We start from the raw sequence: 25,630 nt of genomic DNA, 5'->3' as shown, positions 1-25,630 counted from the left end.
CAACCGTACACTTTTGTCGGTCCGCCGGAGACACACGGGCACGACAATGGACGAAGACGCGCTCGAGTATCATCGGAGTGAACCGCCGGGAAAGATCGAAATCGCGACGACGAAGCCGACGAACACGCAGCGTGATCTCAGTCTCGCCTACTCGCCGGGCGTCGCTGCGCCGTGCCGTGAGATCGCCGCTGACGCGGGCGACGCCTACCAGTATACGACGAAAGGGAACCTCGTCGGCGTTGTCTCGAACGGTTCGGCCGTGCTCGGCCTCGGTGACATCGGCGCGCAGGCCTCGAAGCCGGTCATGGAAGGGAAGGGCGTCCTGTTCAAGCGTTTTGCCGACATCGACGTTTTCGACATCGAACTCGATCTCGACGACCCGGACGCGTTCGTCGAATCCGTCGCTGCGATGGAGCCGACGTTCGGCGGGATCAACCTGGAGGACATCGCGGCCCCACACTGTTTCGAGATCGAAGAGCGACTCCGTGATCGGCTGTCGATCCCGGTGTTTCACGACGATCAACACGGCACCGCGATCATCAGCGGTGCCGCCCTGCTCAACGCCGTCGAAATCTCCGGCAAAGATCTCGAGGACCTCGAAGTGACGTTCGCCGGTGCGGGCGCGGCTGCGGTCGCGACGGCCACGTTTTACGTCTCGCTGGGCGTCCGCCGGGAGAACATCACCATGTGTGATATCGATGGCGTACTGACGACGGCACGGGCCGAATCCGGCGACTTGAACGAGTACAACCGGGAGTTCGCTCGAGACCGCCCCGACGGAGACCTCGCGGATGCCATGGTCGGCGCCGACGCGTTCGTCGGCCTCTCGGCCGGCGGCATCGTCTCGCCGGAGATGGTCCGATCGATGGCCGACGATCCGATCATCTTCGCGATGGCGAACCCCGACCCGGAGATCGCCTACGAGGACGCCAAGCGCGCTCGCGACGATACCGTCATCATGGCGACCGGTCGCTCGGACTACCCCAATCAGGTCAACAACGTCCTCGGCTTCCCCTTCATTTTCCGGGGTGCACTCGACGTCCGCGCGACGGAGATTAACGAGGAGATGAAAGTCGCGGCGGCCCACGCGCTGGCCGATCTCGCCAAACAGGACGTCCCCGATTCGGTGGTCAAAGCCTACGGGGACCAGCCGCTGCAGTTCGGCCCCGACTACATCATTCCGAAACCGCTCGACGCCCGGGTTCTCTTCGAAGTCACCCCCGCGGTCGCACGTGCGGCGGTCGAGTCGGGTGCGGTCCGCCTCGAGCGCGACCTCGACGCGTACGTCGAACGGCTCGAGGCCCGTCTCGGGAAGTCCCGCGAGATGATGCGGGTCGTGCTCAACAAGGCCAAATCCGACCCGAAGCGGATCGCGCTGGCGGAGGGCGCAGACGAAACGATCGTCCGGGCGGCGGCCCAGATGATCGAACGGCGGATCGCGAATCCGGTGTTGATCGGGGACGAGGCCGAGATCCGGGGGACGATCGCGAACCTCGGACTCGAGTTCGAACCGGACGTCGTCGACCCCGAGAGCGGCGATTACGAGGCCTACGCCGAACACCTCTACGAACGCCGCCAGCGCAGCGGAATCACCCGCCGCGATGCGATGGCGAGGATCCGCAACGACACCAACTACTTCGGCAGCGTCATGGTCGACCGGGGCGACGCCGATGCGATGCTCACCGGGTTGACGAACCACTACCCGTCGGCACTGCGACCGCCTCTCCAGGTGATCGGAACGGCCGACGACGCCGAGTACGCGGCCGGGGTCTACATGCTCACGTTCAAAAACCGGGTCCTCTTCGTGGCCGACGCGACGGTCAACCAGGCCCCCGACGAGGACGTCCTCGAGGAGGTCACCCGTCACACCGCCGACCTCGCACGCCGGTTCGACGTCGAACCCCGTGCTGCCCTGCTCTCGTACTCGGACTTCGGCAGCGTCGACAACGAGGGAACCCGAAAGCCCCGCGAAGCGGCCCGCCGCCTCCGCGAGGACCCCGCGGTCGACTTCCCGGTCGACGGCGAGATGCAGGCCGATACCGCCGTCCTCGAGGAGATGCTGACCGGGACCTACGAGTTCAGCGAGCTCGAGAAACCGGCGAACGTGTTGGTCTTCCCCAACCTCGAAGCCGGCAACATCGGGTACAAGTTGTTGCAACGACTGGGTGGGGCCGACGCGATCGGTCCGATGCTGGTCGGGATGGACGAACCGGTCCACGTCCTCCAGCGCGGCGACGAGGTCAAAGATATCGTCAACCTCGCGGCCGTCGCGACGGTGGACGCTCAGGGCGACCGTTCCTGAGCAGGGGTCGGCGACCGTCGGTTCCCGTCGGACCCGCCTGCTGTTCGTCGCTACGTACTGTTCGTTCCCACCTGCGAGAGGACGGTGCCGGCTCGAGCGCTCCGATGGGTAACAGTTACTGCACCGAACACGATCAGGGGGAAGTACCGCGTGCCAGGTCGAATTCGTTCGGCGGAGACGGCGAATCCTCGGCCTGGAATTACGAACCTATGGGTGTAAACGGATGGCGCGTTCGCGGGCGGCTCTGATCGGATTCGTACAGCGTGGAAACGGGGAGTCGACCAAATATAATATGATAAATATATTCGAATGCATGTAGTGTAATCTATAATTGTGTCCACTGAGCGGGGCATCTTTCCAGTGATCGCTCGTTTGAAGCCGATACGGTCGGTATATCCACGATACTCGGACGAGAAGATAGGAGAAGATCGGGCGCGTTCCCCCGACTGGGAGTGACGACTCATTCGTCGCCCGGAACGGCCGTATTGCCCTACTTATGCCCGTTTCTGGTAGCTCAGGGGAAACGGATTCGCTGTGCTACCTCCTCGTTCGTATATAGGTCAGAACCCATATATGAAATTCAGATTAGTAGTAATGCAGAGAGGGTGCTCCCGAGAACGACTCCTGATTTGCAGAACGCAGGTCCCACACATTACCCGCGTCGTGACGGTCTTCGTCGCGTTACAGTCCAGTAAATCTCGCACTCACTCCGGCGAATACATTCCTGTCACGTTTTCACGCCTGTACAGCGAATCCCTTTGTGAGGGCTAACTAGCGGCTATCCCGCCCGGTTCGATGTTAGAAACGTGAAGGAACTAACGAAGAGTTTACCACGATCCGTGTGTGTACCGCCTACACTTTTATACTCGCTGACTCTACCGTCGAACCATGCGAGCAGCCGTACTCGAGGAACATGGAGAACCGCTCGCGGTCAAAGACGTCGACTACCCGGAGCCAACAGCGGACCAGGTCATCGTCGAGACCGAGGCCTGTGGGGTCTGTCGGAGCGACTGGCACGCCTGGCAGGGCGACTGGAGCTGGATCGGTGCTGGCGTTCCGGAGGGCCAGATCCTCGGTCACGAGCCCGCGGGTATCGTTTCGGCGGTCGGCGAGGACGTCGAGACGCTCGAGGAGGGCGACCGCGTCGCGGTCCCGTTCCACCTCGGGGACGGAACCTGCACACACTGTCGTGAAGGTCGGGCGAACAACTGCGAGACGGTCATTCCGCTGGGCCTGACGGAGTTCGCACCGGGTGCCTTCGCGGAGGCGTTCCCCGTTCGGGAAGCCGATTTCAACTGTGTCAAACTCCCCGACGAAGTCGATTTCGCCGAAATGGCCGGACTGGGCTGTCGGTTCATGACGGCCTACCACGCGCTCGCCGACCGCGCCGATCTGCGGCCCGGCGACTGGGTCGCCGTCCACGGCTGTGGCGGCGTCGGGCTCTCGGCGATCCACATCGCGCAAGCGCTGGGTGCACACCCGATCGCGATCGACGTCCTCGACAGTAAACTCGAGCGCGCCGAGGAACTCGGTGCCGTCGAGACGATCAACGGAGCCGACGTCGACAGCACGCCCCAGGAGGTCCAGGCGATCACCGACGGCGGTGCGGACGTCTCGATCGACGCGCTGGGGATCGCCGAGACTTGCCAGAACTCGGTCAACAGTCTGGGCACCCGCGGCAGCCACGTCCAGGTCGGACTCACGACCGGCGAAGAACAGGGCCAGATCGAGCTGCCCGTCGACGTCATGACGATGCAGGAGATCGACTTCCATGGCTCCTTTGGCATGCCCCTCGTCCGCTACGAGGAACTGTTCAACCTGATCGCCCAGGGGACCCTCGAGCCCGGCAAGATCATCGGCGAGACCCTGTCGCTCGAGGAAGCCCCGGAGACGTTGGCCTCGATGGACGACTACGAGACGGTCGGCATCCCCGTCATCACCGAGTTCTGAACGGCGATTCGGGGCGTCGACAACCGGCCGATCGGCCACGTGGGTTCGATGCGAGGCGCTGTCGTCCGTTATCAAGCAAGCAGTCGGCTGATACGACTCGAGTGCATAAAGACGGGCGGGCGGGAACCGCCCGTGGCGTGAGAGACATGAGCGTACTCGAAGCGGAGACAAGTCCACGTCCGAGCGATCCGGGCATGAACGCACGCAATCGGCTGGTCAACGCATCAGTTGGGCCGAACGCGTACCCGGCGGGGGTTTTCGCCCCGCAGATCGTAAACGGTGACACTCACCCATTGTTATGCGGCCGTTTGGTCGTCGGTAGCAGTTCCAAACTGGCCGCAGGCACTGTGTAATCCGTTCGTAGTCCCACGCTACGTGCCGATCCGGCGTCGATCCGTCGGAGAGACGCCCTTCCCGTCCTCGCGGGAAACGGCGGGCGGCGAAACGTCGCGTTCAGTCGTCGCTCGGCTCGGCGTGGGGTCCGGTCGTCGATGACACGTTCTGTTGGCCGACCCACGTCGATGAGACTAGCGGGGCGACAGCGAAGCCGACCAACACGAGTACGAACAACGTCAGCATGACGCTTGCGACGGCCGCGATCCCCGTCGTGACAGTGAACAGTACGATACTCGGCGCGATTCCACTGGCGACAGCGAGGCTCATTGGTGTCGTTTGCACGTTCCTCCTCCCTCTATATGAGGGTTACTTCCCCGAGTGGGGTTGTGAAATGATCGCATACCTCGACCGAATTCCCCCGCGGAACCGGCGGTCGGTCGACCCCTGGCCGGCTACAGCCGCCGGACCGCACCGATCGCACTCGAGAGCGGCGGTGCGTCGAAGAACTCGCGGCCGGTGTAGGCGTTGGCACCGGCACAGTAGAGGTCGCTGGCGGTCTCGAGGACCGACTCCTCGAGCGGTTCGGGCGCTTCCTCACAGCGGGATTTCCAGTCGGCGACGCCCTCTCGCTTCGCCTGGGCCTTGGCGGCTTCGACGGCCTGCACCCACTCGGGCTGGGTACGCTTGTGGTACTGGCGAAGCACCTCCTTCGAGAGCTGGGTGCCCTCGTAGCTGAAGCGGTTTTCGTCGAACGTCCCGACCACGTCCGCGACACGGATCTCGCCGTGGTAGTAGCAACACTCGATCTTGCCGTCCTCGTGGACCAGCCCGGCACTATCGGCCTGCTCGGTGACGATCCGGTTGACCTCGCGGGCGATCGACTCGAGGTCCTCGATGGCCGCGTTCCCGGCGATGTCGTCGGCCTCGGTGCGCTCGAGCTGGCGATCGCTCTCCTCGTACTTCGTGGTGAACTCGACGATCGGCTCCGCGAGGTCGACGGCCTCGTCTGGCCACTCGTCGAAGTCGAGCCCGTGGTCGGCGGGATCGGTCCGACTCCGCAGGCTCGAGCCGACGGGGACTCGGTTGCGGAAGACGATCTCGAGGGGGATCAGGTAGTTCTCGCCGGCCGCATCGTGGTAGTGGTCGTAATCGTACTCGCGGCCCTCGTGGGGGAGGTCGGGTACTTGCGTGAGGTCGATGGCCATCTCCCAGGGCGGGTGGGAAGCCTCTGCGAGCGGAACGACGTCGCCGTTCTCGACAACGCCGCGGTAGTGGGTCGGGACGCCCGCTCCTTCGAGCAGTTCGAAGTTGAACGCGCCCATCGTACAGAGGCTCGCCCCCTTCTGTGGGATCTGGTCGGGCATCTTCCCCCAGTCGAACACCGAGTAGTCGTCGGTGAAGACGAACGAACCGCGACCGAGCTCCTCGTCGGTCGCCGCTTCCTCGATGCGGAACTCTTTGACGCTCGTCATACGAGACACCCCAGGACGTGTCCGCCACCGCAGTTCATATCCCAGTTGCCGTGGCCGGACCCTAAGAAGGTTTCAATATCGGGTGGACGGCCCGCGATCGGTGGGATCCCCCCTCGGTTCGGATATTCCTCCATTCTCAGTCGTCGACGGTCGCGAGCAGCGCCTGGGCGTCCTGATGGAACGCCTCCTCGAGTGACCCCTCCTCGACGAGTTCGCGCAGCGTCGAATCGCACTGCCGCGTCGCTAACGCTTCGAGGGCCTGCCGGCGATACCCCTCGTCGATCCCCTCTTCGCGGACGAGCGCCGCGAGTTCGTCGCACTCGTTTGCCGTCTTCAGTTCGCGAATCGCAGCCGTGCGCTTCGATTCGTCGGCCCCTTCCTCGAGAGCGATCTCCACGCATTCCTCCGGCGTCCGTGAACTCATGGATCGCCGTTCGCGGCCCACACCGATAGTTCCGAGACCTGCGTTCGACGGACCGGGGGTCGAGACCGAACTCGCAGCGTGAACGCGACGAGACCTGACCGAGCGTTTTCATCGGACCCGCCTATCCCGGCGTCGCTTCGGATCCGCGAATCCATCATGCTTTTCTCGCTGTACTGGTATCGTTACGTCGATGGAGCGACCGGTGACCGAGGCCGACCTCACGTTCGATCACGTTCCCGAGACCGACCAGTCCTTCGAGAACGCACTGGCAAAGGCACGCGACGGCGACCGACTCACGGTCGACGACGCGATCGAGTTATTCACCACGGGAACGGACAGCGAGGGGATCGACCGCCGGCGCAAGGAACGCGTCCTCGAGGCGGCCGACCGCCGCCGGGCCGAGCAGGTCGGCGAGGAGGTCACCTTCATCGCGAACCTGAACAACAACGTTACGACGGCCTGTAACGTGGGCTGTCTCTTCTGTAACTTCAAAGACGCCGCTCACACCTTCGAAAGCGGGACCGAGATCGAGACGGTCGGCTTCACGAAGACGCCCGCGGAGTCCCGGGAAATCGTCGCCGACGCGGTCGACCGGGGCATCTACGAGGTGACCTCGGTCTCCGGGCTCCACCCCGCGTTCGCGCTCGACGAGGAACACCGTGAGATCCTCGAGGAGCACCCGAACCCGAAGGAAGTCAACTACAAGCCACCCGCGGTCTACGAGACGAGCCCTGGCACCTACACGGATCAGATCGCAGCGATGAGCGTCGACGGCGTCCACGTCCACTCGATGACGCCCGAAGAGGCCTACCACGCACGGCGCGGTACCGACTGGTCTTACGAGGAAGTTTACCGGCGGTTGAAAGACGCCGGACTCGATACCGTCCCCGGAACCGCAGCCGAGATCCTCGTTGAGGAAGTTCGCGAGGTGATCTGTCCCGGCAAGATCAGCACCGACGGCTGGCTCGAGGCGATGGAGGCCGCGGCCAACGTCGGCCTCGGGATGACGGCGACGATCATGTACGGGCACGTCGAGAACGAGGCCCACCGCGCGATGCATCTGAAACGAGTTCGGGACTTACAGGACCGGACCGGCAATATCACCGAGTTCGTTCCGCTTTCCTTTATCCACCAGAACACGCCGCTGTTCGAACACGACGTGGTATCGGGCGGGGCGAGCATCGACGAGGACGAACTGATGATCGCGGTCTCCCGGCTCTTTCTCGACAACGTCGACCACATCCAGTCCTCGTGGGTCAAGTACGGCGACCAGCAGGGGCTGAAGATGCTCTCGTGTGGGGCCGACGACTACATGGGGACGATCCTCTCGGAGGAGATCACCAAGCGCGCGGGCGGGGGCTACGGCGAGTTCCGGTCGTTCGAGGACTACGTCGAGATGGTCGCTTCGATCGGCCGCGTTCCCGTCGAGCGCTCGACCGACTACGAGAAACGCCGGGTCATCGACCCCGACGAGCCGCCCTTCGGGCCCCGGCTCGGGCCGAAAGCCGACGGCACGCCGTTGCTCACTCGAGCGGAGCGGGACGCGCGGGCCGTTCCCGCCGACGACTGAGCGGGACGAACGGACGTGCAGTTCGCCGGGGGTCGACGATCGTTCGTCGCCGTTCGAACTCGACTCGAACGGCGTCGCCGACCGTCTCCGCTCGCCGCCCTGATCGTCGTCCGCTCGCGTGACCGGACCCTTCTCGAACGGTCGACGGGCAACGTCGCATCGCGGCTGTGACGACCGACATGCTTGATATCACACCGCCCCTATCCTCTCCGATGAGTCCTGAAGCACGCAGAACGGAAATCGACGACGACCTGGCGAGCGGTATCGTCAGCGCCGCCCGCACCAGCCTCGGCGACACCCTCAGGAGCGTCGTGTATTTCACGCCGTCGACGCTCGAGATCCTGTACCTCCGCCAGGGTCTCTACGACGCGACGGCGGACGCTCGGCCGGCAAAGACGCAACTGGTCGAACTCGAGCGGGTCGGGTTCGCGGAGAGCCCGGTCCGAACGACGATCACGAACCAGGGGACTGGGTCGGAGATCGGACCCTACGAGTTCACTGTCCGATTCCACGAGGACGGGTTCGTCGTCAGAGTGCTACAGGGCGACGCCGGGGTCCTCCTGACGATCGACAGCATGGACGTCAACGCGTTCGAAGACGCGGCCACCGCCGTTCGACGGCTGCTCCACGACGCGTAGCCGCGGCTTTCGACCGGCGCTGACACACGAGCAGCGAGCGGCCGGTCCACGTCGAACCGAACGCTTCCCGGCGTCTATCGTCGACGTCGGCAGTCGATCCGTCGCCGTACCGTCGCCGCTCCGATGCCGCGAACGGCGCGATAGGGGTGGCACCACTATTCCATATACTCGACGCCGACGGCCCGCACCGGCGCGCCGTCGCTCGCGAGGGCCATCGGGTAGGCACGGAGTTCGAACCGATCCCCGACCGCCTCGAGGTTCGTCAGGTTCTCGAGGATCAGCAGGTCGTTCCCGAGCAGCGCGTGGTGGACCTGGAACCCCTCGGGTTCGTCCCCAGTGGCGTCGTCCGTCGGCGTGGGATCCGGGTTGAGCGCGTCCACGGCCACGTCGTAGCCCCGTTCGACGCACGTCTCGGCCGCGGCCGGCGAAAGATAGGGGTGATCGAGGTACCGATCGGTCCCCCAGTGGGCGTCCCAGCCCGTCCAGCAGGCCACGAGGTCGGCATCGACGCCCGGAATACGGGCCGCCGGAATCGGCTCGCGGGCCCCGAGATCGCGGCAATCGATCCGAACCGCGTCGAAAACGAAGCGCTCGATCGGGTACGACTCGAGCGTTTGGCCGTCTGCTTCGGTGTGTGCCGGCGCGTCGACGTGGGTCCCGGTGTGGCTGCCACACTCGAGGGCATCGACGCGGACGCCGTGTTCCGCGTGGCTCGCGTGTCGCCGGACGGCGACGGCGGGATCGTCGGGGTAGGTCTGCATCCCGGTCTCGACCGGCTGAGTCAGATCGACGTGCATACGGGTACCGAACGGTCGAGCGCCAAAACGGTGTGTGATACCCCTCACCACAATATTTATTAGATGTGTGTGACATGTGGCCACTAGAATGTGGCATACTGTTACCACCTCCGGGACGGGGCCGCCGGATCGGTCCGTGCTCGAGGTGAGCGGGAATGACTAGTTCGGGTATTGGCTACAGACTGCTCGGCGCGTGGGCGGTTGCCATGATCGGGTTGAGTTACCTGATCTTTCGACGGCAACACGTCGACGACACGAGGGAGTTCGTCACGGCGGGCGGTCGCGCACAGGTCGGCCTGACGACCGCATCGTTCGCGGTGACGTGGATGTGGGCGGGTGACATTCTCGGCGTCCCCGAGTACGTCGGAATTACGGGTGTCGCGGGAATCTGGATGTACGCCGCGCCGGCCGTGCTCTCCTCGCTGATCGTCGTTCCGTTTGCCCTTCGGATGCGCCGACTGTTCCCGCAAGGGCTGACCTACAGCGAGTACTTCATCGAACGGTTCGACAAGCGAGCCCACGTCGCCGTGATCTTCGTCATCCTGTATACGATGGTCCTCGGCGGCGTCATTCAGCTCTACGTCGGCGGAACCGTCATCGGTGGCCTGACCGGGATCGACCCGAACGTGGTCATGGCGATCCTGATGGGAACGATCGGGATCTACATCCTGCTCGGTGGACTCTGGGGATCGATGACGACCGACCTCGTGCAGTTCGTCAGTGCGATCGTCCTGACCGTCGTCTTCGTCCCGCTATTGTTGTTCGAGGCGGGCGGACCGTCGGGCGTGTACAACGGGATGATCGAAAACCTCGGCGAGAACGCGGAGCCGTTCCTGACGGCGTCGAATCTGGACTGGATCGAGGACCTGTTCCTCCCCTATGCGCTCGGTCTGGGCGTCTGGGGCGTCGTCTCGCTGTCGACGTGGCAGCGGATCTTCGCCGTCCGGCGCGACAAGACGTCCCGGTTTCTTACCGCCGGCGGAATCGGGGTCTTCACGACGATCGCCATGTATGGCGTCATCGGTCTCGTCGGGCTCGCGGCGTTCCCCGACGTCGCACCCGGCGACCTCTCGATCGAGGCCCTCGAGCTCTTGCCCGGCTGGGCTACCGTCCTCTTCCTGGTGATCGCACTGATGGTCCTTGGCTCGTCCGTCGACTCCTACCTGACGGCGATCGCCAGTCTCACGTCACGGGACATCTACTACCGGCACCTCGCGACCGAGGCATCAGACGACCAACAGCTTCGCGTCGCCCGGATCGCCTCGATCGGGTTCGCCATCGTGATCTTCGGCGCGACGGTGTTCGCACTCGATACGCTCGGCTTCATCCAGTTGCTGCTCATCGGCGGCATCGGTGCCACGGCACTCGTCGGCCCCTTCGCGCTGTCGCTGTTCTGGAAGGGGACCTCGAGTGCTGGCTTTATCGCGGGCGTCGTCGGGTCCCAGCTGGTGACCGGCTACCTGCTGGCGGCGAGTTACGACGTGGTCGTCACCGCGCCGACGCTGAAACTCTGGGAGATCATGGCCGTCGGCCATCTCGTCGCGACCGCCCTGGCCGTAGTCATCTCGGCGGCCGCACCCGACGAGTTCGAATTCGACTCGATCGCCCGCGAACCGGGGACGGGAGCCGCGACCGACGCGGACTCAGCAGCCAGAACCGACGGCGGCCCGCCCGTGGGGTCGAACGGAGGTGAGCGCGAATGATGGGCGAAACCGCGTTCACGGTGATGATCGCCGTCTTCTGGCTCTCGGAGTTCGCCTTCGGCTCGCTGGTCGTCTACTGGTTCCTCACGCAGGGGTTCGACGACGAGAGCGCGACCGTGTCGGGGAGCACTCCGCTCGAGGACCGGTCGGACACGATGCAATCGCTCGGGATGTGGGCCGCGTTCTTCGTGGTCCTCGTCGTGGGCATCCTGCTGGCATCGTAGGGTCGCCGGTGTTCGCCTCGGCGGCCCCGGTTCGACTCAGAACCGACGGCGCGCGGTCGGTGCCGGTTCGAACGCGCTCCGTGGCCGAATATCCGTGAGCGATTCCCATTCCGTTGCCAGCCCCTGCTCGTAGAGGAGCGAGATCGCCGTTTCGCTGGTCCCCAAGTAGGTGAGCGAGGCGAAATCCCAGCTGGGATTGCCGGCCGGAAACGGCCCCGACTCGCGCGGCCGTCGGAGGTCGACCGCACCGCCGATCGCGTCACGGGTCGCCGTCGCGAGGTCCTGTCCCTCCTCGAAGCGCGTCAGCGGAAACTCCCTGTTGTCCACGATGAAGACGCCCGTCTCCCCCTCGAGATAGCGGTCGATGTCGGTTCGTCCCGCCTCGACGAGCAGCGTAATCACGTCCATCGTCGCGTTCTCGCCGCTGATCGCGTCGATGTAGCGCCGGACCTCGTCGTCGTACTCGACTAACCCCGCCGTAATCAGTCGCGAGTCGATGCCTCGCGAGAGCAAGACGCCGTCGAGCGAGATGCTCGAGGGAAAGGCGAGTTCGATTCCCTCGCGCGTATCGTCGTCGGTCGCGGCGACGAGAATCGGGCCGAGCGTCGATTCGTGGAGCCGCTCGAGGTGATCGAACGCCGGCTCGATCGCCGCCGGCGACAGCCGTACCGTGCCGACGACCAGCTCGCCGACGTCGTCGGTCGGGTCGTAGGTCACGCGGCTCGTCAACGTCGCGATCCGTTCGCGGATGCTCTCGAGGCGGCCACTGACGTCGCCTCGCTCGAGTTCGTCTCGGCCCCGGTCGGTCAGTCGGCGTCCCTTTCCGGCGACCTTCTCGGTCAGCCCGGCTTCGTCGAGATCGGAGAGCATGAGCCGGATCGTCCGGCCCTTGATCGAGTAGCCACGTCGTTGCATCTGCTCAACGAGACGAATACTCCCGATTGGTTCGTTCTCGCCGATCAGGCGTAACAGATCGTACGTTCGCCGGTCGTCGTTCGGGACCATCCGTTCGCCCGTTTCCGTGTCCCAGTAGAAATCCCTGTCGACCGCTCGCGAGCGGACCCGCCCCGGCGATTCGGTGGAACTTAATTTCCGTATTTTGCTCGACTATCGGCCCGTCTGACTGACGCGGACTGGTCCGATACGCAGACGTAAGTGCACACTGTGTCCTCGTAAAGACCTCAAAGCTTTTAGTATCCTCCCCGAATGCCTCGATAGAGGTGGCATAGAACTGCCACACACTCCACCATGGCACGGCACACAGAGACGACCACGACGAACGACCGGATCACGGGCCAGTACGACGAGTACCTGCTGCCGATCTGGAAGGACTTACACGTCCCCCTCCAGCGGCCATCGGACTGTACGCTCGAGGACTGCGAGGGCACCGAGTACCTCGATCTCTTCTCGGGGATCGCCGTGACGAACGTGGGCCACGGCGACGACGCCGTCGTCGGGGCCGCGAAAGCACGACTCGACGAGTTCGTTCACGGCTGTCCGTCCGTCCGTCCCCACGAACCGGAGGCCGACCGATGACGGGGGACGACCCGAGTCGGGCCGCGGCGTTTCGCGACTCGACGCCCGGCAGCGAGGTCGAACTCGCCTACGCCGGTTTCGACACGTTCCTCAAGAGCGACCCCACCGACGTCGAGGACGTCGCGGGCGCGGACGCTGCGGTTCTGGGCGCGCCCTACGACGGTGCCCTGAGCAATCGACCGGGCGCGCGGTACGGCCCACGGGCCGTCCGCCGGGCGAGTGGCTGGCTCGCCTACCTCTCGGGCTACAAGGGCGGGCTGACGAACATGCGCACTGGCAAACAGGTCGACTTCGGGAGCCTCGAGGTCGTCGACTGCGGCGACGTTCCGGTCTTCCCGATGGACCTCGAGACGACCGCCGAATCGATCAGGGCCCACGTCGCAACCGTCGCCGAGCAGGGCGTCATGCCCGTCTTCATCGGCGGCGATCACTACTGTACGTTCCCCGCGTTTCGGGGGTTCGCGGAGGGCTCCGATCACGAGACGATCGGGCTGGTCCAGATCGACGCCCACACCGACACCGCCGCCGAGAGCCCGGTCTTCGGCGAACACTTCCACGGCTCGCCGACCCACCACATCTCGGAATCGCCCCACACCGACCTCGAACACGTCGCGCAGGTCGGTATCCGCGGCTACGAGTCTCCCGACTTCTTCGAGTTCGCCGACGAAACCGGGCTCGGGCTGTACACCATCCGCGATATCGAGGAGCGCGGCGTTCGGCCGGTCGTCCGCGACGCCGTCGAGCACGCCGCCGCCGAGACCGACGCCGTCTACGTCACCTTCGACATCGACTCGGTCGACCCCTCGGTCGCCCCCGGCACCGGCACGCCCGAACCCGGCGGTCTCTCGGCCTCGCAGGCGCTGGCCGTCGTCGAAACCCTCGGCGAACATCCCGCCGTCGGCGCTGCCGACCTGATGGAGGTCTCGCCGCCGTACGACCCCACGAACGACACGGCACGGCTCGCCGCCTATCTCCTGACGACGCTGCTCGAGCGCCAGTTCGCGGAGTAGATGCCGGTGCGTTCGATTCCGTTCGAAGTCTCGTTCTCAATTCCGAGCGACTCGAGGCACGCCCCGACGGCCGTGACCAGCGTTTATACACCCGCTCGATAATGTGTGGGTATGCGACTCGAAGACAAGACAGCGTTCATCACGGGAGCAGGCTCCGGCCTCGGCCGGGAAGCAGCCGAACGATTCGCCCGGGAAGGGGCGACGATCGTCGCGGCCGACGTCGATCTCGAGGGTGCCGAGGAGACGATCAATCACGTCGAGGACGCGGGCCAGGACGGAACGGCACTCGAGTTGGACGTCCGGGATTCCGATGCGGTCCACGCGGCGGTCGACGAGGCGGTCTCGGAGTTCGGCCTCGACGTCATGGTCAACAACGCGGGTGTCAGCCACAACCGGATGCGGATCGAGGAGATCGACGAGGGCGAACGCGACCGCGTCATCGACGTGAACGTCAAGGGCGTCTGGAACGGCTGCCACGCGGTGATCCCCCACTTCAAGGAACAAGGGTCGGGTGCGATCGTCAACACCGCGTCGCTGGCCGGCGTCATCGGCGCGCCGGAACTCGGTGCCTACTCGCTGTCGAAAGGCGCGGTCGTCAACTTCACGCGAACGGTCGCCGCGGAAGTCGGCCCCGCCGGCGTCCGGGCGAACGCGGTCTGTCCGGGGGTGACCGACACGCCGATGCCCCGGAAGGGACAGACCGACGAAGAGTGGGCGGCGACCAAGGAGGAAATGGCGCGCCACTACCCGCTCAAACGACTCGGAGAGCCCGAAGACATCGCCAACGCGATGCTGTTCTTAGCCAGCGACGAAGCCGACTGGATCACCGGTCAGGCACTCGTCGTCGACGGCGGGTTCTCCTGTACCTGATCGGGCCCGGTGACCGCCGTCTCCGCTCGAGGGCAGAGCAACCGTTAATTCGTCTGCACGCCGTACTACGGCTATGCTCGCGTACCACGCGCTCTTTCTCGTCTTACTCGTCGGGACGACCGCGTTCTTCACCGTCCTGTCCGCGCTCAACGTCCGCCACGGGAGACGAGCGCTCGAGCGCAAGTCCGACTGGGTCGCGGAGCGACTCGATCTCGAGGACACCGACCGAATCATCGACTATCAGCGTGCGACGACGATCCGCTCGCAGGGCCAGACCTGGGCGATTCTGGCGCTCGTGCTGGCGGTTCTTTATTCGGGCGCGCTGGCGACGGCCGTCGAGTGGCTCGAAGGGCTGGGATACGGGCCGATCGCGACGGGCACGGCCTTCTTCGTCGCTGCGGTCGTCGGACTCCGACTCGTCTCGGTCCCCTTCGACGCCTACGAGACGTTCGTGATCGAAGAGCGGTTCGACTTCAACGAGGCGTCACCAGGGCTGTTCGTCACGGACTTCCTGCTCGGGACGGTTCTCGCGGCGGTCTTCACCGCCGTCCTCGCCGCCGCCGTCCTCTGGGTCGTCGCTCGCCTGCCGACCTACTGGCCGCTGGCGGCGACCGCCCTGTTCGCGGCCGTCTCGCTCGCGATGCTCGTACTCTACCCGCGGGTGATCGCGCCGCTGTTCAACGACTTCGAACCCGTCGACGCCGGCGACTTGCGGACGGCGGTCGAGCGCGTCTTCGAGCGCGCCGGCTTTACCTGCGACGACGTCTACGTCATGGACGCAAGCAAGCGGTCTTCGCACTCCAACGCCTACTTCGTCGGCTTCGGCCGGACCAAACGCGTGGTCCTGTTCGATACCCTCCTCGACCGGATGGGGCTCGCCGAGATCGAGGCCGTCCTCGCACACGAACTCGTCCACTGGAAGAAACGCCACGTCTGGAAGGGGTTCGCCGCCGGGCTGGTGCGGATCGGAGCGATGCTCGCCGTCCTTTGGTACCTGCTCGAGGCACCGTGGCTCTCCGAGCTGTTCGCGCTGCCGGAAATCACCTACGTCGGCCTCGCGATGGGTGCGCTCTGGCTCCAGCCGCTGGCCAAATTCACCAGCCCGCTCGAGAACAGGCTCTCGTTGGCCCACGAGCGCGAGGCCGACGCCTTCGCGACGGCCGTGATGGGCGACGGCGAGCCGTTGGTCGACGCGCTCTGTCGGCTCACGAGCGAGAACCTCGCGAACCCCTTCCCGCATCCGTTGTACGCCACCTTTCACTACACGCACCCGCCGATTCCCGACCGGATTCGGTACATTCGGCAGGTCAGTGCAAGCGAGGACGCGAGCGAGACGCCACCCCCTGGCGCGAGCGGCGCGGACTGATACGGTCTCCTGTCCGTCAGTGCCGGTGGGCCCGGGACCTCCCTGCGGTCCCACCGGAAATCGGGACAGCAAACCGTCTGAGCGGGCGAGTGCAGCCCCGTCGCGGGGAGGGGAAGGGTTTCGGTGCCGGCGACGGAAGATCCCGCTATGACTACGACGGACGAATCCTACGTACGGCGTGCGATCGAACTCTCGGAGTCGGCAGTCGAGAACGGAAACACCCCCTTTGGCTCGCTGCTCGTCGTCGACGACGACGTGGTCCGGACGGACGAGAACACGACACTCACCGACGACGACATCGCCGCGCATCCGGAGTTCAAACTGGCCCGATGGGCCGCGAGCGAACTCGAGCCGGCCGAACGCGACTCGTGTACGATGTACACGAGTACCGAGCCGTGCCCGATGTGTGCGAGCGCGATCGTCTACGCGGGACTCGGCCGCGTCGTCTACAGTGTGCCCGTCGAGTCGCTCGCGGAACTGCGGGACGACGGCGTGATCGAGATCCCCTGTGAGGAAGTGGTCGATCGAGCCGGCGGGTCGACGACTGTGACGGGACCGATCCTCGAGAGCGAGGGTCTCTCTGTCCACGAGGAGCACTTCCAGTAACCGTCGGGTGCCCGATTCGGCGGTCATCAGCATGCGACTCGAGCCTACAGTACGCGACTCGAGGGAAGCGGGGAACGGTCGGCACCGGCCGACGCGCTCCCCATCTCGGTCGAACCCAACATGTTGGAGAAAATCTGAACCTGCGGACCGACGACCGATTCGTATGGATATCGAAGCTTCCCGTCCGATCGATCGACTGCTGGACGGGACGGCCCTGAAACCGGTGTTTTTCCTGTTCGTCCTGCTCCCGACGGTGCTGGGGGCGGTCCACCACGTCGACCACATCGTCCGGGGGAATCACCTCGGCTGGCCTTTCATCCAACAGGTGACTCCGTTCACGTACAGCCTCGCGATATACCCACTCGTCGCCCTCAGCCTGTCTCTGACGCTGCGCAACCGGGTCGACGCCGGATACTGGACGGGATTCTTCGCGTTCAGCGCCGCCATGATCGCGTCCGTTCACATCAGCCCGTGGGCGATCGAACCGCCACGGGATGTCATCGCGCCATACGCCAACCCAGTGGTTGGCCTCCTCGCATTCGCCGTGTTGCTCGGTCTCATCGCGTCGGTCGGTCTCGGGTGCGCGTACGCGGCCGTCCGCTGGCACCGGGTCCGATCATGACCGGGCGCGCTCGAGCGAAGAGGTTGTTCCTCGGTTCGGCCGGTCTCGGCCGGCGATCCGCCCGATGGTTTTATCGAGTCGGGACGGGAGGAATGCGACCATGTCGACGTTCCAGCGGCGACGAGCGCTTCAGGAGGGATGGCTCTGATTCGTGCGCGCTTCCGGATGACCCTTCCCGAGGACATCTGGGTCGCGACGGTCTCCTCGTCGTTTCCGGACGCGACGTTTCGACTGCTCACGGGCGTCCCGAAGGGCGATCGGTCGCTGGAACTGGGCGAGGTCCTGGCCAAGGACCCCGACGCGGTCGCCGATGCGATCCGCGACCATCCCGACATTCCCGTCTTCGACCGCCTCTATGCGGACGACCGGCGGGCAATCAGTCAGTACGAGGCGACCGAACAGCGCCTCTACGAGTTCCTCTGGGAGTCGTCGCTTCCCCGGAGTTTCCGCTCGTCATCGAGGACGGCGAGATGGAGTTCGATCTGACCGCGACCCGAGACCAGTTCGACGCGTTCGGCACGTCCCTCGAAGCCAGCGGACTCCAGTACGACCTCCTGTCGGTCGTCAGAACGGACGAGAAATCCGCCCTCCTCACAGATCGTCAGCGAGAGTGTTTGACCGTCGCGCTCCGACAGGGGTATCTGGAGGTGCCCCGGGAGTGTACCCTGGCGGAGTTGGCCGACGAACTCGGCGTCGACAAGTCGACGGCCAGCGAGACGATTCGCCGCGGCAGCGCCCGCGTGCTCGAGCAGTTCCTGCTCGGTCGAACCTGACCGGCACAGGGTGGGTCACCGCGGCCCGGTCGCCGTCTCGCCCCCAAGTACCGACCGATAGCGCTCGCCCGCCGAGTCGTCCGCCGAGAGCGCGTCCCGGATCGTCGCCGAGATCCACTCGCGATCGCCGCCGTCCGCACCGTCGGCGACCCTCCCGTCGAACCCGTCCGTTCGCAGGTCGGGCGACAGGAACCGTTCGTAAACCGGGAGCCGCTCTCCGAGCGGTAACTCCGCGGAGGCGGCGATCTCCTCGAGTTCGCGCAGCGCGGGCCACTCGTACTCGGGGTTGATGTGGTCGTCGGTGACCGGCGAGACGCCACCGAGATCGTCGACGCCACAGTCGATCAACTCCTTGGCGGGGGCGAGGTTCGGCGGGACCTGCACCGACACCTCCTCGGGCAGAGCCACCCGTGCCATCGCGGTCACCTGCCGCATCGTCGCGAGATCGGGCGAGCCCCCCGACCAGCGCTCGTTGTCGACGACCGGCTGGACGATCACCTCTTGGATGTGGTCGTAGCGCTCGTGGAGCTCGCGGATCGCCAGCAGGCTCTCCGCGCGGTCGCGCCAGTCCTCGCCGATGCCGACGAGGATTCCCGTGGTAAAGGCCACGTCGAGTTCGCCCGCGTTTTTCAGGGTCCGCAGTCGCTGTCCTGGCACCTTGCGCCGCGGACCGGCGTGGGCCCCGACTTCGGCGGTCGTCTCGAGCATCACGCCCATGCTGGCGTTGACGTCCGCGACGGTTGCCATCTGCTCGCGGGTCTGGTCGCCCGGGTTCGCGTGGGGGAGCAGTCCCTCCTCGAGCGCGACCTCGCAGGCCCCGCGCAGGTAGCTGTGAATCGAGTCGTAGCCCCACTCTGCGAGCTGGTCGTGAATTTCGGTGTAGCGGTCGTCCGGATCGTCGCCGAAGGTAAACAGTGCCTCCGTACAGCCCGCATCGGCCCCGCGCCGGCAGATCTCACGGACCTCCTCGAGCGAGAGGAGGGAGGCCCGTCCCGGCGGATCGAAGTACGTACAGTAGGTACAGGTGTACCGACAGGCGGTGGTAAGCGGAACGAAGACGTTCCGTGAGAACGTCAACGCCGACGGCGACTCGACGTCGTTCGGGCTGACCTGCAGGAGGTCGTCGACGGCTCCATCGTCGACGGCGATATCGACACCGTACTCGCTCGCCCCGGGAAACATTACCTCTGAATGCCGTCGCTCGGCACATAAGGGCTTCACTTCACGGCGGTCCGGCCGGTCGCTATCAGGTCACGCCGCTCCGTGGTCCCCGTCGCGACTGACATCGACCCGTCCATCTCGATCGGCGAGTTCGAACCCGAACTCCCGGAGACAGGTCGGAGCACGAGCACCCTCGCGACCGTGGACGAGCACTTCGACCAGATCCGCCGGTTCGTCGATGTCGGTCGCCAGTCGGAACGAGTCGACGGTCTCGAGCGTCGCACCGACCTCCAGAGCGATCTCGCGGTGGTCCAGATAGGAGGTTCCGTGGTAATCGACGACAAAATCGGGGTGGCGGACGACGAGCGCGTTCGTCCCGCCGCCCCGTCCCGGCGCGATTGCGACGTCGGCCGACGTCGCCAGCAGCGCCTCGAGCGCGTCAGGGGTTGCCAACGCGAGATCGGCCATGACGACGGCGACGGGGTCGATGCCATCGGCCGCGGTCTCCCCCTCGCCACCAGGCAGTCGCGCGTTGACCGCGTCCGTCAGCGACCGCTCGTCCAGCGTGACCGATGCCGACGTGAGGACCTCGCCCGGAAGCTCGAGGGTCTCGAGATCGAGAGGGGCAGTCGAGACGACCATCGGCTCGTGGCCCGCCCCGACGACCGCGCAGAGAACGTCCGCGAGCATGGCGCGGGCGACGGCGGAGCGCTCGGCCGACGTGAGTACCGACTCGAGACGGGTCTTCGGCGTCTCGGCAGCGAACGGGACCACGACGCGCATCTGAATCTGGTTGCGGTAGTCCGGGCGCGCTCAAAAGTACGTCGGAGTAGTATCGGTAAGTATCCGCTCGCGAACCGGCAATCAGCGACCGCGCTACTGGCAGTTCGGCTCCACCTGTTAGAACGGGGTCTCGACGGCTACGATCGCGTCGAATTCGAGCGAACGGGAGGTCAGAACAGCGGCTCGAGTTCGTCTTCGTCGTCCTCGACGAGTTCCTCGAGGTTCTCCTCGCTCTCCCGCTGGATGTCGTCGATGTTGTCCTGAGCTTCGATAGCGACCTGCTGTAGGCGTTTAATTCGTGGCACGTTCGTCACGCCCGACAGCAAGATCGCCGCAGCCACTTCGGGCTCCTGGCGCGGGAAGTCGCCACCGCGAACTTCCATGCTGCCCGTTTCCTCCTCGAGCCACTTCCGGCCGCGTTCGATCCCTTTTCGGTTGAGATACTCCGAGGGACCGGAGAGGACGAGCAAGGCGCGTTCGGTTCCTTCGATCTCGCAGGGGAGTGTGAGCCGACCGAGCGCGGCCTTGCGGACGAGGCTCGTGATGCGGTTGGTCGTGTTCGCGGCGTCGAGGTCGTCGTCGGAGCCGCCGCCTTCGCCGGTGAATCGGGAGAGTAGCCCGCCGCCGGAGTCCAACTCGACTTCCTCCGATGCGTAGCCGACAGTGGAGACACCACCGCCGGAAAGCGTGTTGATGATCTCGGAGGAGTCGACGACGCTCTCCGCGACCTCCTGGCCGTCACCGACCTCACCAGCCCCGAAGAGAATGCCAAAGCGGCGGACGATCTCCTCGTTGATCTGGTCGTAGCCGCCCTCGACGGACTCGCCGGTCTGTCGCCAGGAGTCGTTGTCGAAGACGAGCAGGTTGTCGACCTCGCGGACGAACGTCTGGAAGGATCGCGCCGCATTGAGCGTGTAGATTCCACCTTCGTCCGTCCCCGGCAGGACGCCGAGTCCGTAGACGGGGATCGTATAGATCCGTTTCAGATGTTTCGCGAGGACCGGCGAGCCACCGGACCCGGTGCCACCGCCCATGCCGGCGACGATCAGGAACGCGTCGACCTCGTGGGTCGGGATCTGGTCGATGGCGTTCTGTACCTCGTCGATGTCCTCCTCGGCGATTTCCGCCCCGAGTTCGTTGTCAGCACCGACACCATGGCCCTTGACGCGGGCCTGGCCGATGAGTACCCGATTCTCCTCTGGAATGTTGTCGAGACCGATGAGATCCGCTTTCGCGGAGTTGACAGCGATCGCTGCCCGGACGATCCCGCTGTTCGTCCGATCGTCGTAATCGAGGAACCGATCGACGATTTTGCCACCGGCCTGTCCGAATCCGATCATCGCCAGCTTCATTGTTTATCTGGGGGCTCCGTTGGCTTGGAAACAGAACAATACAGGATATAAGTCTTGTGCTAATCTGAATTTCTCGAATAATTGAATATCACGCCTGATAGCGCAACTGAGAGGGATTTTGAGTGGATATTCCCCCTTTCAAAAACACCCGGCGATATAATTTCGATACCAATATTTATTATGTTTGATTAGTGTGGGTCGGAGAGGGACTTCCGTCACCGATCTCCGGCCGTCTCTGCCGCTGTCTCGCGGGAACCACGTCCCCCACGGCCGAGATACGAGCCGAGCGTCGTCAGTTCGTCCTGATCGCGGCCAAACGCCGTCACGTCGTTGTCGGCCACGGTGTTGTCGAACTCGAGGGACCGAGCCTGGTCGGGGCCAAAGGGGACGAACGGCAGCGAGCCGACCGTCGAGAGGCCGAGTTTCGTCACTCCCATCGGAATCGAAACGATCGTGACGTCTTTCCCCTCGGCCGCATAGACCAGCTCCGTGACGTCCGCGAGCGTGGTGACCTGTGGCCCACCGAACTCGTACGTTTCGCCGACGTGCGTTTCGTCCTCGAGGGCCTCCGCGAGCATCGGGACGAGGTCGCCGACCCAGATCGGTTGAAAACGCGTCTTGCCGCCCCCGGGCAATCCAGTCAGGTACGGCGTCGTCAGCGTTTTCGTAAACTCGACGAACTCGCCGCCGTCGCCGAAGACGACCGACGGGCGGACGATCGTCCACTCCAGAGACGAGTCCTTGACGACCGCCTCCGCCTTTCCCTTGGCGCGAACGTAGGCGGTGTTCCCGTTCGGATCGGCTCCGAGCGCGCTCATTTGGAGGAACCGGGAGACGTCACCGGACTCGGCGGCGCGGACGAGGTTCTCGGTCCCGCCGAGGTGGACTTCTTCGTGACTCGTCCCGCTGGGTGGCCGATAGAGCGGCGAGAGCGAGACGAGGTTCACGACGGCGTCGTGGTCCCCGACGATCCCGGCGATCGAATCGTAGGCGCTGACGTCCCCGATGGCCGACTCGACGCCGTCGGGCAGCCCACCGTCGGCGGGAGAGCGGGACAGTGCCGTCACCTGGTGGCCGCGCTCGACCAGTTCCGCACACAGATTCGTACCGATGAAGCCGGTTCCGCCAGCGACGAGGACGTTCATATTCGGAACGTGATCCCGCAGCGATAAATAGATGGACGGCTACGTTGTAAGGCTCTCTCGACAGATTGTAGTAGCCGTCACGAGGAGGGACGACCATGCTCGTCACGCTCGAGGGACTGGACGGCAGCGGCAAGACGACGGTCTGGGAGGCCTTACGCGAGTGCTATCCCGATGCCACGTTCACGCGGGAACCGACGAATTCGTGGTACGGCGACGCCGTCTATCGCTCGATCGATGACGACGACGCGGACCCGTTGGCGGAACTCTTCCTCTACACCGCCGACCACGCCGATCACCTCTCGCGGGTGATCGAACCGGCCCTCGAGCGCGGCGACCTCGTGATCTCCGATCGCTACTCCGACTCCCGGTTTGCCTATCAGGGCGCGACGCTCGATGCGGCTGACGGGCACGACCTCGCGGACCCTCTCGAGTACGTCGTCGACGTCCACCGGCCGTTCTCGATCCAGCCGGACCTGACGATCTATCTCGACCTCGAGCCCGAGACCGCCGCTATGCGCGCTGGAACGACGAATAAGTTCGAGCGCGCGGAGTACCTCGAGTCGGTCCGCGAGAACTACGAGCGACTGATCGAGCGCGATCCCGATCGGTTCGTCCGCGTCGACGCGACCCAGTCGCCGACGGACGTACTCGAGGCCGTAACCGACATACTGGCGACAGCAGTCACGGACGGACGGTGAGAGCGTGAGTTCGACGGTTCGAATCGGCGTGCGGACTGTCGAACGACAGCAAAATCGGTCGGTGGCCATCCCCTACTGCGATGGCTCCGAGGCAGTGGGGCGACCTTTTTCCGAGGGAATCTGATTTACCCGGTATCGACGCGATCGACCCAAGTATTCGTGACAGGTCGGGCGATTTCAAGCGAGTTACTACTGACGAGGGTATCATCGAAGTCCTCTCACGGCTCTTATCACAGCCACTTCTACGACGAATTGATGCATACGTGTGCGTATTGAACGAGAGGCGTACCCACATATCCGCGAGCGAAGCGAGGGGTTCGCCGCCGGAGCAGGATGAAACCCCGCGACGGCGGTCTTTTGGCATCAACGGGTTTTGCCGGGGTTCGACCGAGTGAGCGAAGCGAACGAGGGAGGACCCGGTAAAAGATTGCTTCACTTACCGATTCGAATCGAAATCGTGTGCGACGAGTTCTATGACTCCCTGAGTGCTTACGCTCTCCATCGACAGGGGTCGACCACGACCCCGCGAGGGAGCGTAGAAAGGCTTTAGTCGTGTCAGAGTGTACCACACCGCCGATGGTCCACGCGTTCATCATGGTCAAGACGGCCGCCGGAAAGTCCGAGGGGCTGCTCGCGGAGATCGCCGCCCTCGAGTCGGTCAGCGACGCGCACATCGTCGCGGGCAACTACGACATCATCGCGGAGGTCGACGCGCCGGAGGTTTACGACGTGCTCCAGACCGTCTCCTCGAAGCTGCAGGGTCTCGGCGGCATCACCGACACGAAGACGTACATCGCGATGGGGTAGCCCGTGACGTCGAGACAGCAGGATCGCCGACGCAGTCGGCAGCGTCGGTTCCGGTGGGACCCACTCCTCGAGGGGCGGCGTCTGACTACGTACCATGGTAATCGGGGGCAACCTTATTCATCGGGGCGAGCATATGACCCACCATGCGGTTCGTGATTATCGGGGCCGGACGGGTCGGGCTGCGCACAGCACGCGTCTTGCGTGACGAGGACCACGAGGTGACGCTCGTCGAACGCGACGAGCCAACGCTCAAACGGGCTCGCGAACAGGATTTCGCTGTCGTCGAGGGCGATGGCTCCCGAGAGACCGTTCTCGAGGCGGCCGGCATCGAAGCGGCCGACGCCATCGGCGCGCTCTCGGGTAACCTCAACGTCAACTTCACCGCCTGCATGATCGGTAACCACTACGGCTGTCGGACGGTCATGCGGATCGACGAGGACTACCGCGAGGGAATCTACCGCAAGTACGCCGACCAGGTCGACGAGATCATCTACCCCGAACGTCTCGGCGCGATCGGCGCGAAAAACGCCTTGCTCGGCGGGACGATCCGTGCCATCGCCGACATCGCCCCATACCTGCAGGTCGTCGAACTCACGATCACCGCCGACGCTCCCGTCAACGGCTACACGATCAGTGAACTGCATCTGCCCGCCGACGCGACCGTCCTCGCGTTCGGTAAAGGGGAAACCCCCCTCGAGATCCCGACCGAAGACCTCTCGCTCGAGGACGGCGACCGACTCGTCGTCCTCGCCGACTTCGACGTCCTGAGCGAGGTCCGCCAGCTCCTGGTCGGCGAAACCGCGAATCGAGCGGCCGCCAACGCGGGCTCGGGCTCGAGTTCGGCGGTCGAACTGCTAGAAACCGAGACGGACCCCGACTCCGAGACGGACTCCGACACCGGAGGTGTCAACTAATGGTCACAGCATTCGTCATGATCAAGGCGAACACGGGCGAGGCGGATCGACTCAGAGACAGCATCGAGTCCATCGACGGCGTTCGATCGGCCCACATCGTCGCCGGCGACGTCGACCTCATCGCGAAAGCACAGGTCGAGACGCCGGCCGCGGTCAAGGAAATCGCGGCCACCCACATCCAGTCCATCGAAGGCATCGAGGACACGCAGACGTACATCGCGATGGACTAGAGAACCGAAATTTTACGCTGCGGTCTGGTGCGCTCGCGACAGGATTCCCGTCGCGAGCGAACTGTCCCTCGGTAAAATTTCGATCAAAAGCACTCCTCTTTCCCCTTCACTCGGCTCGCGGCTACGCCGCTCGCTTCACCGCGGCCCAAAGCGCCGCGCTCTCGTTCCGGGTCAGTCGTCGGCCCGCTCGCTCACCCTTCGGGTTCGCTCGCGGTCGGTAGTGGGTAACGGCCTGCCCTCCCCCGAGTCGCGCGGCTCTCGCGTCTGCTCGAGCCACGCTCCCGGCCACAGCAGTCGGTCGACAGGACCAATCGCGGTCGTCCGATCGAACTAATGGCAGC

General features: G+C 64.8%; 27 protein-coding genes. 18 read left to right on the top strand and 9 right to left on the bottom strand.

All coding sequences use genetic code 11. The features are described from left to right. Positions 1–46: 46 nt before the first annotated feature. Together CP557_RS05110 and CP557_RS05105 are read left to right on the top strand one after the other, a co-directional pair. Positions 47–2,302, top strand: a complete 2,256-nt coding sequence (locus tag CP557_RS05110) for an NADP-dependent malic enzyme (protein WP_097378914.1) — start codon at positions 47–49, stop codon at positions 2,300–2,302. 888 nt (positions 2,303–3,190) lie between these two features. Then, the gene (locus tag CP557_RS05105; RefSeq protein ID WP_097378913.1) at positions 3,191–4,252 is read left to right on the top strand and encodes a zinc-dependent alcohol dehydrogenase family protein; all 1,062 of its coding nucleotides are present in this window, start codon (positions 3,191–3,193) and stop codon (positions 4,250–4,252) included. 453 nt (positions 4,253–4,705) lie between these two features. On the opposite strand, the gene CP557_RS05100 is transcribed toward CP557_RS05105, so the two are convergent. From CP557_RS05100 to CP557_RS05090, 3 genes are all read right to left on the bottom strand, one after another. Further along, positions 4,706–4,930 carry a hypothetical protein gene (locus tag CP557_RS05100; protein ID WP_394340598.1) on the bottom strand — a complete coding sequence of 75 codons (225 nt, stop codon included), beginning with the start codon at positions 4,928–4,930 and terminating at the stop codon, positions 4,706–4,708. A 110-nt stretch (positions 4,931–5,040) separates the two neighbouring features. Beyond that, complete coding sequence (locus tag CP557_RS05095) at positions 5,041–6,060, bottom strand: phosphoribosylaminoimidazolesuccinocarboxamide synthase (protein ID WP_097378911.1); 1,020 nt, start codon at positions 6,058–6,060, stop codon at positions 5,041–5,043. A 136-nt stretch (positions 6,061–6,196) separates the two neighbouring features. Beyond that, positions 6,197–6,484 carry a hypothetical protein gene (locus CP557_RS05090; protein ID WP_097381535.1) on the bottom strand — a complete coding sequence of 96 codons (288 nt, stop codon included), beginning with the start codon at positions 6,482–6,484 and terminating at the stop codon, positions 6,197–6,199. A gap of 190 nt (positions 6,485–6,674) precedes the next feature. On the opposite strand from CP557_RS05090, the gene cofH reads away from it, so the two are divergent. Further along, positions 6,675–8,054, top strand: coding sequence for a 7,8-didemethyl-8-hydroxy-5-deazariboflavin synthase subunit CofH (gene cofH, locus CP557_RS05085; protein ID WP_097378910.1), 1,380 nt, complete (start codon positions 6,675–6,677; stop codon positions 8,052–8,054). A 212-nt stretch (positions 8,055–8,266) separates the two neighbouring features. Then, complete coding sequence (locus CP557_RS05080; RefSeq protein WP_097378909.1) at positions 8,267–8,692, top strand: DUF7522 family protein; 426 nt, start codon at positions 8,267–8,269, stop codon at positions 8,690–8,692. Between the two features lie 155 nt (positions 8,693–8,847). On the opposite strand, the gene CP557_RS05075 is transcribed toward CP557_RS05080, so the two are convergent. After that, positions 8,848–9,489, bottom strand: coding sequence for a cyclase family protein (locus CP557_RS05075; RefSeq protein WP_097378908.1), 642 nt, complete (start codon positions 9,487–9,489; stop codon positions 8,848–8,850). A gap of 155 nt (positions 9,490–9,644) precedes the next feature. Here CP557_RS05075 and CP557_RS05070 point away from each other — a divergent pair, with 155 nt between their 5' ends. Beyond that, positions 9,645–11,192, top strand: a complete 1,548-nt coding sequence (locus tag CP557_RS05070) for a sodium:solute symporter family protein (protein WP_097378907.1) — start codon at positions 9,645–9,647, stop codon at positions 11,190–11,192. Then, positions 11,189–11,416: a hypothetical protein gene (locus CP557_RS05065; RefSeq protein WP_143825031.1), complete on the top strand. Its 228-nt coding sequence runs from the start codon at positions 11,189–11,191 to the stop codon at positions 11,414–11,416. Before CP557_RS05070 ends, CP557_RS05065 begins: the two co-directional genes overlap by 4 nt. A gap of 36 nt (positions 11,417–11,452) precedes the next feature. Here CP557_RS05065 and CP557_RS05060 read toward each other — a convergent pair whose 3' ends face one another. Beyond that, positions 11,453–12,421, bottom strand: a complete 969-nt coding sequence (locus CP557_RS05060) for an NrpR regulatory domain-containing protein (RefSeq protein WP_097378905.1) — start codon at positions 12,419–12,421, stop codon at positions 11,453–11,455. 243 nt (positions 12,422–12,664) lie between these two features. Here CP557_RS05060 and CP557_RS05055 point away from each other — a divergent pair, with 243 nt between their 5' ends. The 8 genes from CP557_RS05055 (at position 12,665) to CP557_RS22940 (ending at position 18,199) form a co-directional block, all read left to right on the top strand. Then, positions 12,665–12,952, top strand: coding sequence for an aminotransferase class III-fold pyridoxal phosphate-dependent enzyme (locus CP557_RS05055; RefSeq protein ID WP_097378904.1), 288 nt, complete (start codon positions 12,665–12,667; stop codon positions 12,950–12,952). After that, positions 12,949–13,962 (top strand): agmatinase, encoded by a 1,014-nt coding sequence (speB, locus tag CP557_RS05050; protein ID WP_097378903.1) that lies wholly within the window; start codon positions 12,949–12,951, stop codon positions 13,960–13,962. The genes CP557_RS05055 and speB overlap by 4 nt, the downstream gene beginning before the upstream one ends. A gap of 111 nt (positions 13,963–14,073) precedes the next feature. After that, complete coding sequence (locus CP557_RS05045) at positions 14,074–14,832, top strand: SDR family NAD(P)-dependent oxidoreductase (protein ID WP_097378902.1); 759 nt, start codon at positions 14,074–14,076, stop codon at positions 14,830–14,832. Between the two features lie 73 nt (positions 14,833–14,905). After that, positions 14,906–16,198: a M48 family metallopeptidase gene (locus CP557_RS05040; RefSeq protein WP_097378901.1), complete on the top strand. Its 1,293-nt coding sequence runs from the start codon at positions 14,906–14,908 to the stop codon at positions 16,196–16,198. Between the two features lie 147 nt (positions 16,199–16,345). Beyond that, the gene (locus tag CP557_RS05035; RefSeq protein ID WP_097378900.1) at positions 16,346–16,804 is read left to right on the top strand and encodes a nucleoside deaminase; all 459 of its coding nucleotides are present in this window, start codon (positions 16,346–16,348) and stop codon (positions 16,802–16,804) included. A gap of 163 nt (positions 16,805–16,967) precedes the next feature. Further along, positions 16,968–17,426 carry a hypothetical protein gene (locus CP557_RS05030; protein ID WP_097378899.1) on the top strand — a complete coding sequence of 153 codons (459 nt, stop codon included), beginning with the start codon at positions 16,968–16,970 and terminating at the stop codon, positions 17,424–17,426. A 138-nt stretch (positions 17,427–17,564) separates the two neighbouring features. Continuing rightward, on the top strand, positions 17,565–17,912 hold the full coding sequence (locus CP557_RS22945) for a hypothetical protein (RefSeq protein WP_245852910.1): 348 nt from the start codon (positions 17,565–17,567) through the stop codon (positions 17,910–17,912). Further along, positions 17,897–18,199, top strand: a complete 303-nt coding sequence (locus tag CP557_RS22940) for a helix-turn-helix domain-containing protein (RefSeq protein ID WP_245852909.1) — start codon at positions 17,897–17,899, stop codon at positions 18,197–18,199. The genes CP557_RS22945 and CP557_RS22940 overlap by 16 nt, the downstream gene beginning before the upstream one ends. Positions 18,200–18,214: 15 nt before the next feature. Here CP557_RS22940 and cofG read toward each other — a convergent pair whose 3' ends face one another. The 4 genes from cofG to CP557_RS05005 form a co-directional block, all read right to left on the bottom strand. Continuing rightward, positions 18,215–19,381 (bottom strand): 7,8-didemethyl-8-hydroxy-5-deazariboflavin synthase subunit CofG, encoded by a 1,167-nt coding sequence (gene cofG / locus CP557_RS05020; protein WP_097378898.1) that lies wholly within the window; start codon positions 19,379–19,381, stop codon positions 18,215–18,217. Between the two features lie 69 nt (positions 19,382–19,450). Then, on the bottom strand, positions 19,451–20,143 hold the full coding sequence (gene cofC / locus CP557_RS05015) for a 2-phospho-L-lactate guanylyltransferase (protein WP_097378897.1): 693 nt from the start codon (positions 20,141–20,143) through the stop codon (positions 19,451–19,453). A 170-nt stretch (positions 20,144–20,313) separates the two neighbouring features. Further along, positions 20,314–21,495, bottom strand: coding sequence for a tubulin/FtsZ family protein (locus CP557_RS05010; protein WP_097378896.1), 1,182 nt, complete (start codon positions 21,493–21,495; stop codon positions 20,314–20,316). 215 nt (positions 21,496–21,710) lie between these two features. Continuing rightward, the gene (locus tag CP557_RS05005; RefSeq protein WP_097378895.1) at positions 21,711–22,640 is read right to left on the bottom strand and encodes a complex I NDUFA9 subunit family protein; all 930 of its coding nucleotides are present in this window, start codon (positions 22,638–22,640) and stop codon (positions 21,711–21,713) included. Between the two features lie 95 nt (positions 22,641–22,735). On the opposite strand from CP557_RS05005, the gene tmk reads away from it, so the two are divergent. The 4 genes from tmk to CP557_RS04985 all read left to right on the top strand — a co-directional run bounded on the left by tmk (position 22,736) and on the right by CP557_RS04985 (position 25,289). Continuing rightward, positions 22,736–23,338 (top strand): dTMP kinase, encoded by a 603-nt coding sequence (tmk, locus tag CP557_RS05000; RefSeq protein WP_097378894.1) that lies wholly within the window; start codon positions 22,736–22,738, stop codon positions 23,336–23,338. 576 nt (positions 23,339–23,914) lie between these two features. Beyond that, a complete protein-coding gene (locus CP557_RS04995; protein ID WP_097378893.1) occupies positions 23,915–24,145 on the top strand; it encodes an Lrp/AsnC family transcriptional regulator in 231 nt (76 codons plus the stop codon). Positions 24,146–24,288: 143 nt separating this feature from the next. Next, the gene (locus CP557_RS04990) at positions 24,289–25,059 is read left to right on the top strand and encodes a potassium channel family protein (RefSeq protein WP_097378892.1); all 771 of its coding nucleotides are present in this window, start codon (positions 24,289–24,291) and stop codon (positions 25,057–25,059) included. Further along, positions 25,059–25,289: an Lrp/AsnC family transcriptional regulator gene (locus CP557_RS04985; RefSeq protein ID WP_097378891.1), complete on the top strand. Its 231-nt coding sequence runs from the start codon at positions 25,059–25,061 to the stop codon at positions 25,287–25,289. Before CP557_RS04990 ends, CP557_RS04985 begins: the two co-directional genes overlap by 1 nt. The last annotated feature ends 341 nt before the right edge of the window (positions 25,290–25,630 follow it).

Origin of the sequence: Natrinema ejinorense (assembly GCF_002494345.1) — an archaeon.
In the GTDB taxonomy this organism is placed as follows: Archaea; Halobacteriota; Halobacteria; order Halobacteriales; family Natrialbaceae; genus Natrinema; species Natrinema longum.
This window is presented reverse-complemented; position numbering and strand designations above follow the sequence as displayed.

Bases quoted from the DNA above. Each gene is read 5' to 3' on its own strand.
- CP557_RS05110 (WP_097378914.1), top strand. From the start codon at position 47: ATGGACGAAGACGCGCTCGAGTATCATCGGAGTGAACCGCCGGGAAAG.
- CP557_RS05105 (WP_097378913.1), top strand. From the start codon at position 3,191: ATGCGAGCAGCCGTACTCGAGGAACATGGAGAACCGCTCGCGGTCAAA.
- CP557_RS05095 (WP_097378911.1), bottom strand. From the start codon at position 6,060: ATGACGAGCGTCAAAGAGTTCCGCATCGAGGAAGCGGCGACCGACGAG.
- CP557_RS05090 (WP_097381535.1), bottom strand. From the start codon at position 6,484: ATGAGTTCACGGACGCCGGAGGAATGCGTGGAGATCGCTCTCGAGGAA.
- cofH (WP_097378910.1), top strand. From the start codon at position 6,675: ATGGAGCGACCGGTGACCGAGGCCGACCTCACGTTCGATCACGTTCCC.
- CP557_RS05080 (WP_097378909.1), top strand. From the start codon at position 8,267: ATGAGTCCTGAAGCACGCAGAACGGAAATCGACGACGACCTGGCGAGC.
- CP557_RS05075 (WP_097378908.1), bottom strand. From the start codon at position 9,489: ATGCACGTCGATCTGACTCAGCCGGTCGAGACCGGGATGCAGACCTAC.
- CP557_RS05070 (WP_097378907.1), top strand. From the start codon at position 9,645: ATGACTAGTTCGGGTATTGGCTACAGACTGCTCGGCGCGTGGGCGGTT.
- CP557_RS05065 (WP_143825031.1), top strand. From the start codon at position 11,189: ATGATGGGCGAAACCGCGTTCACGGTGATGATCGCCGTCTTCTGGCTC.
- CP557_RS05060 (WP_097378905.1), bottom strand. From the start codon at position 12,421: ATGGTCCCGAACGACGACCGGCGAACGTACGATCTGTTACGCCTGATC.
- CP557_RS05055 (WP_097378904.1), top strand. From the start codon at position 12,665: ATGGCACGGCACACAGAGACGACCACGACGAACGACCGGATCACGGGC.
- speB (WP_097378903.1), top strand. From the start codon at position 12,949: ATGACGGGGGACGACCCGAGTCGGGCCGCGGCGTTTCGCGACTCGACG.
- CP557_RS05045 (WP_097378902.1), top strand. From the start codon at position 14,074: ATGCGACTCGAAGACAAGACAGCGTTCATCACGGGAGCAGGCTCCGGC.
- CP557_RS05040 (WP_097378901.1), top strand. From the start codon at position 14,906: ATGCTCGCGTACCACGCGCTCTTTCTCGTCTTACTCGTCGGGACGACC.
- CP557_RS05035 (WP_097378900.1), top strand. From the start codon at position 16,346: ATGACTACGACGGACGAATCCTACGTACGGCGTGCGATCGAACTCTCG.
- CP557_RS05030 (WP_097378899.1), top strand. From the start codon at position 16,968: ATGGATATCGAAGCTTCCCGTCCGATCGATCGACTGCTGGACGGGACG.
- CP557_RS22945 (WP_245852910.1), top strand. From the start codon at position 17,565: ATGGCTCTGATTCGTGCGCGCTTCCGGATGACCCTTCCCGAGGACATC.
- CP557_RS22940 (WP_245852909.1), top strand. From the start codon at position 17,897: ATGGAGTTCGATCTGACCGCGACCCGAGACCAGTTCGACGCGTTCGGC.
- cofG (WP_097378898.1), bottom strand. From the start codon at position 19,381: ATGTTTCCCGGGGCGAGCGAGTACGGTGTCGATATCGCCGTCGACGAT.
- cofC (WP_097378897.1), bottom strand. From the start codon at position 20,143: ATGCGCGTCGTGGTCCCGTTCGCTGCCGAGACGCCGAAGACCCGTCTC.
- CP557_RS05010 (WP_097378896.1), bottom strand. From the start codon at position 21,495: ATGAAGCTGGCGATGATCGGATTCGGACAGGCCGGTGGCAAAATCGTC.
- CP557_RS05005 (WP_097378895.1), bottom strand. From the start codon at position 22,640: ATGAACGTCCTCGTCGCTGGCGGAACCGGCTTCATCGGTACGAATCTG.
- tmk (WP_097378894.1), top strand. From the start codon at position 22,736: ATGCTCGTCACGCTCGAGGGACTGGACGGCAGCGGCAAGACGACGGTC.
- CP557_RS04995 (WP_097378893.1), top strand. From the start codon at position 23,915: ATGGTCCACGCGTTCATCATGGTCAAGACGGCCGCCGGAAAGTCCGAG.
- CP557_RS04990 (WP_097378892.1), top strand. From the start codon at position 24,289: ATGCGGTTCGTGATTATCGGGGCCGGACGGGTCGGGCTGCGCACAGCA.
- CP557_RS04985 (WP_097378891.1), top strand. From the start codon at position 25,059: ATGGTCACAGCATTCGTCATGATCAAGGCGAACACGGGCGAGGCGGAT.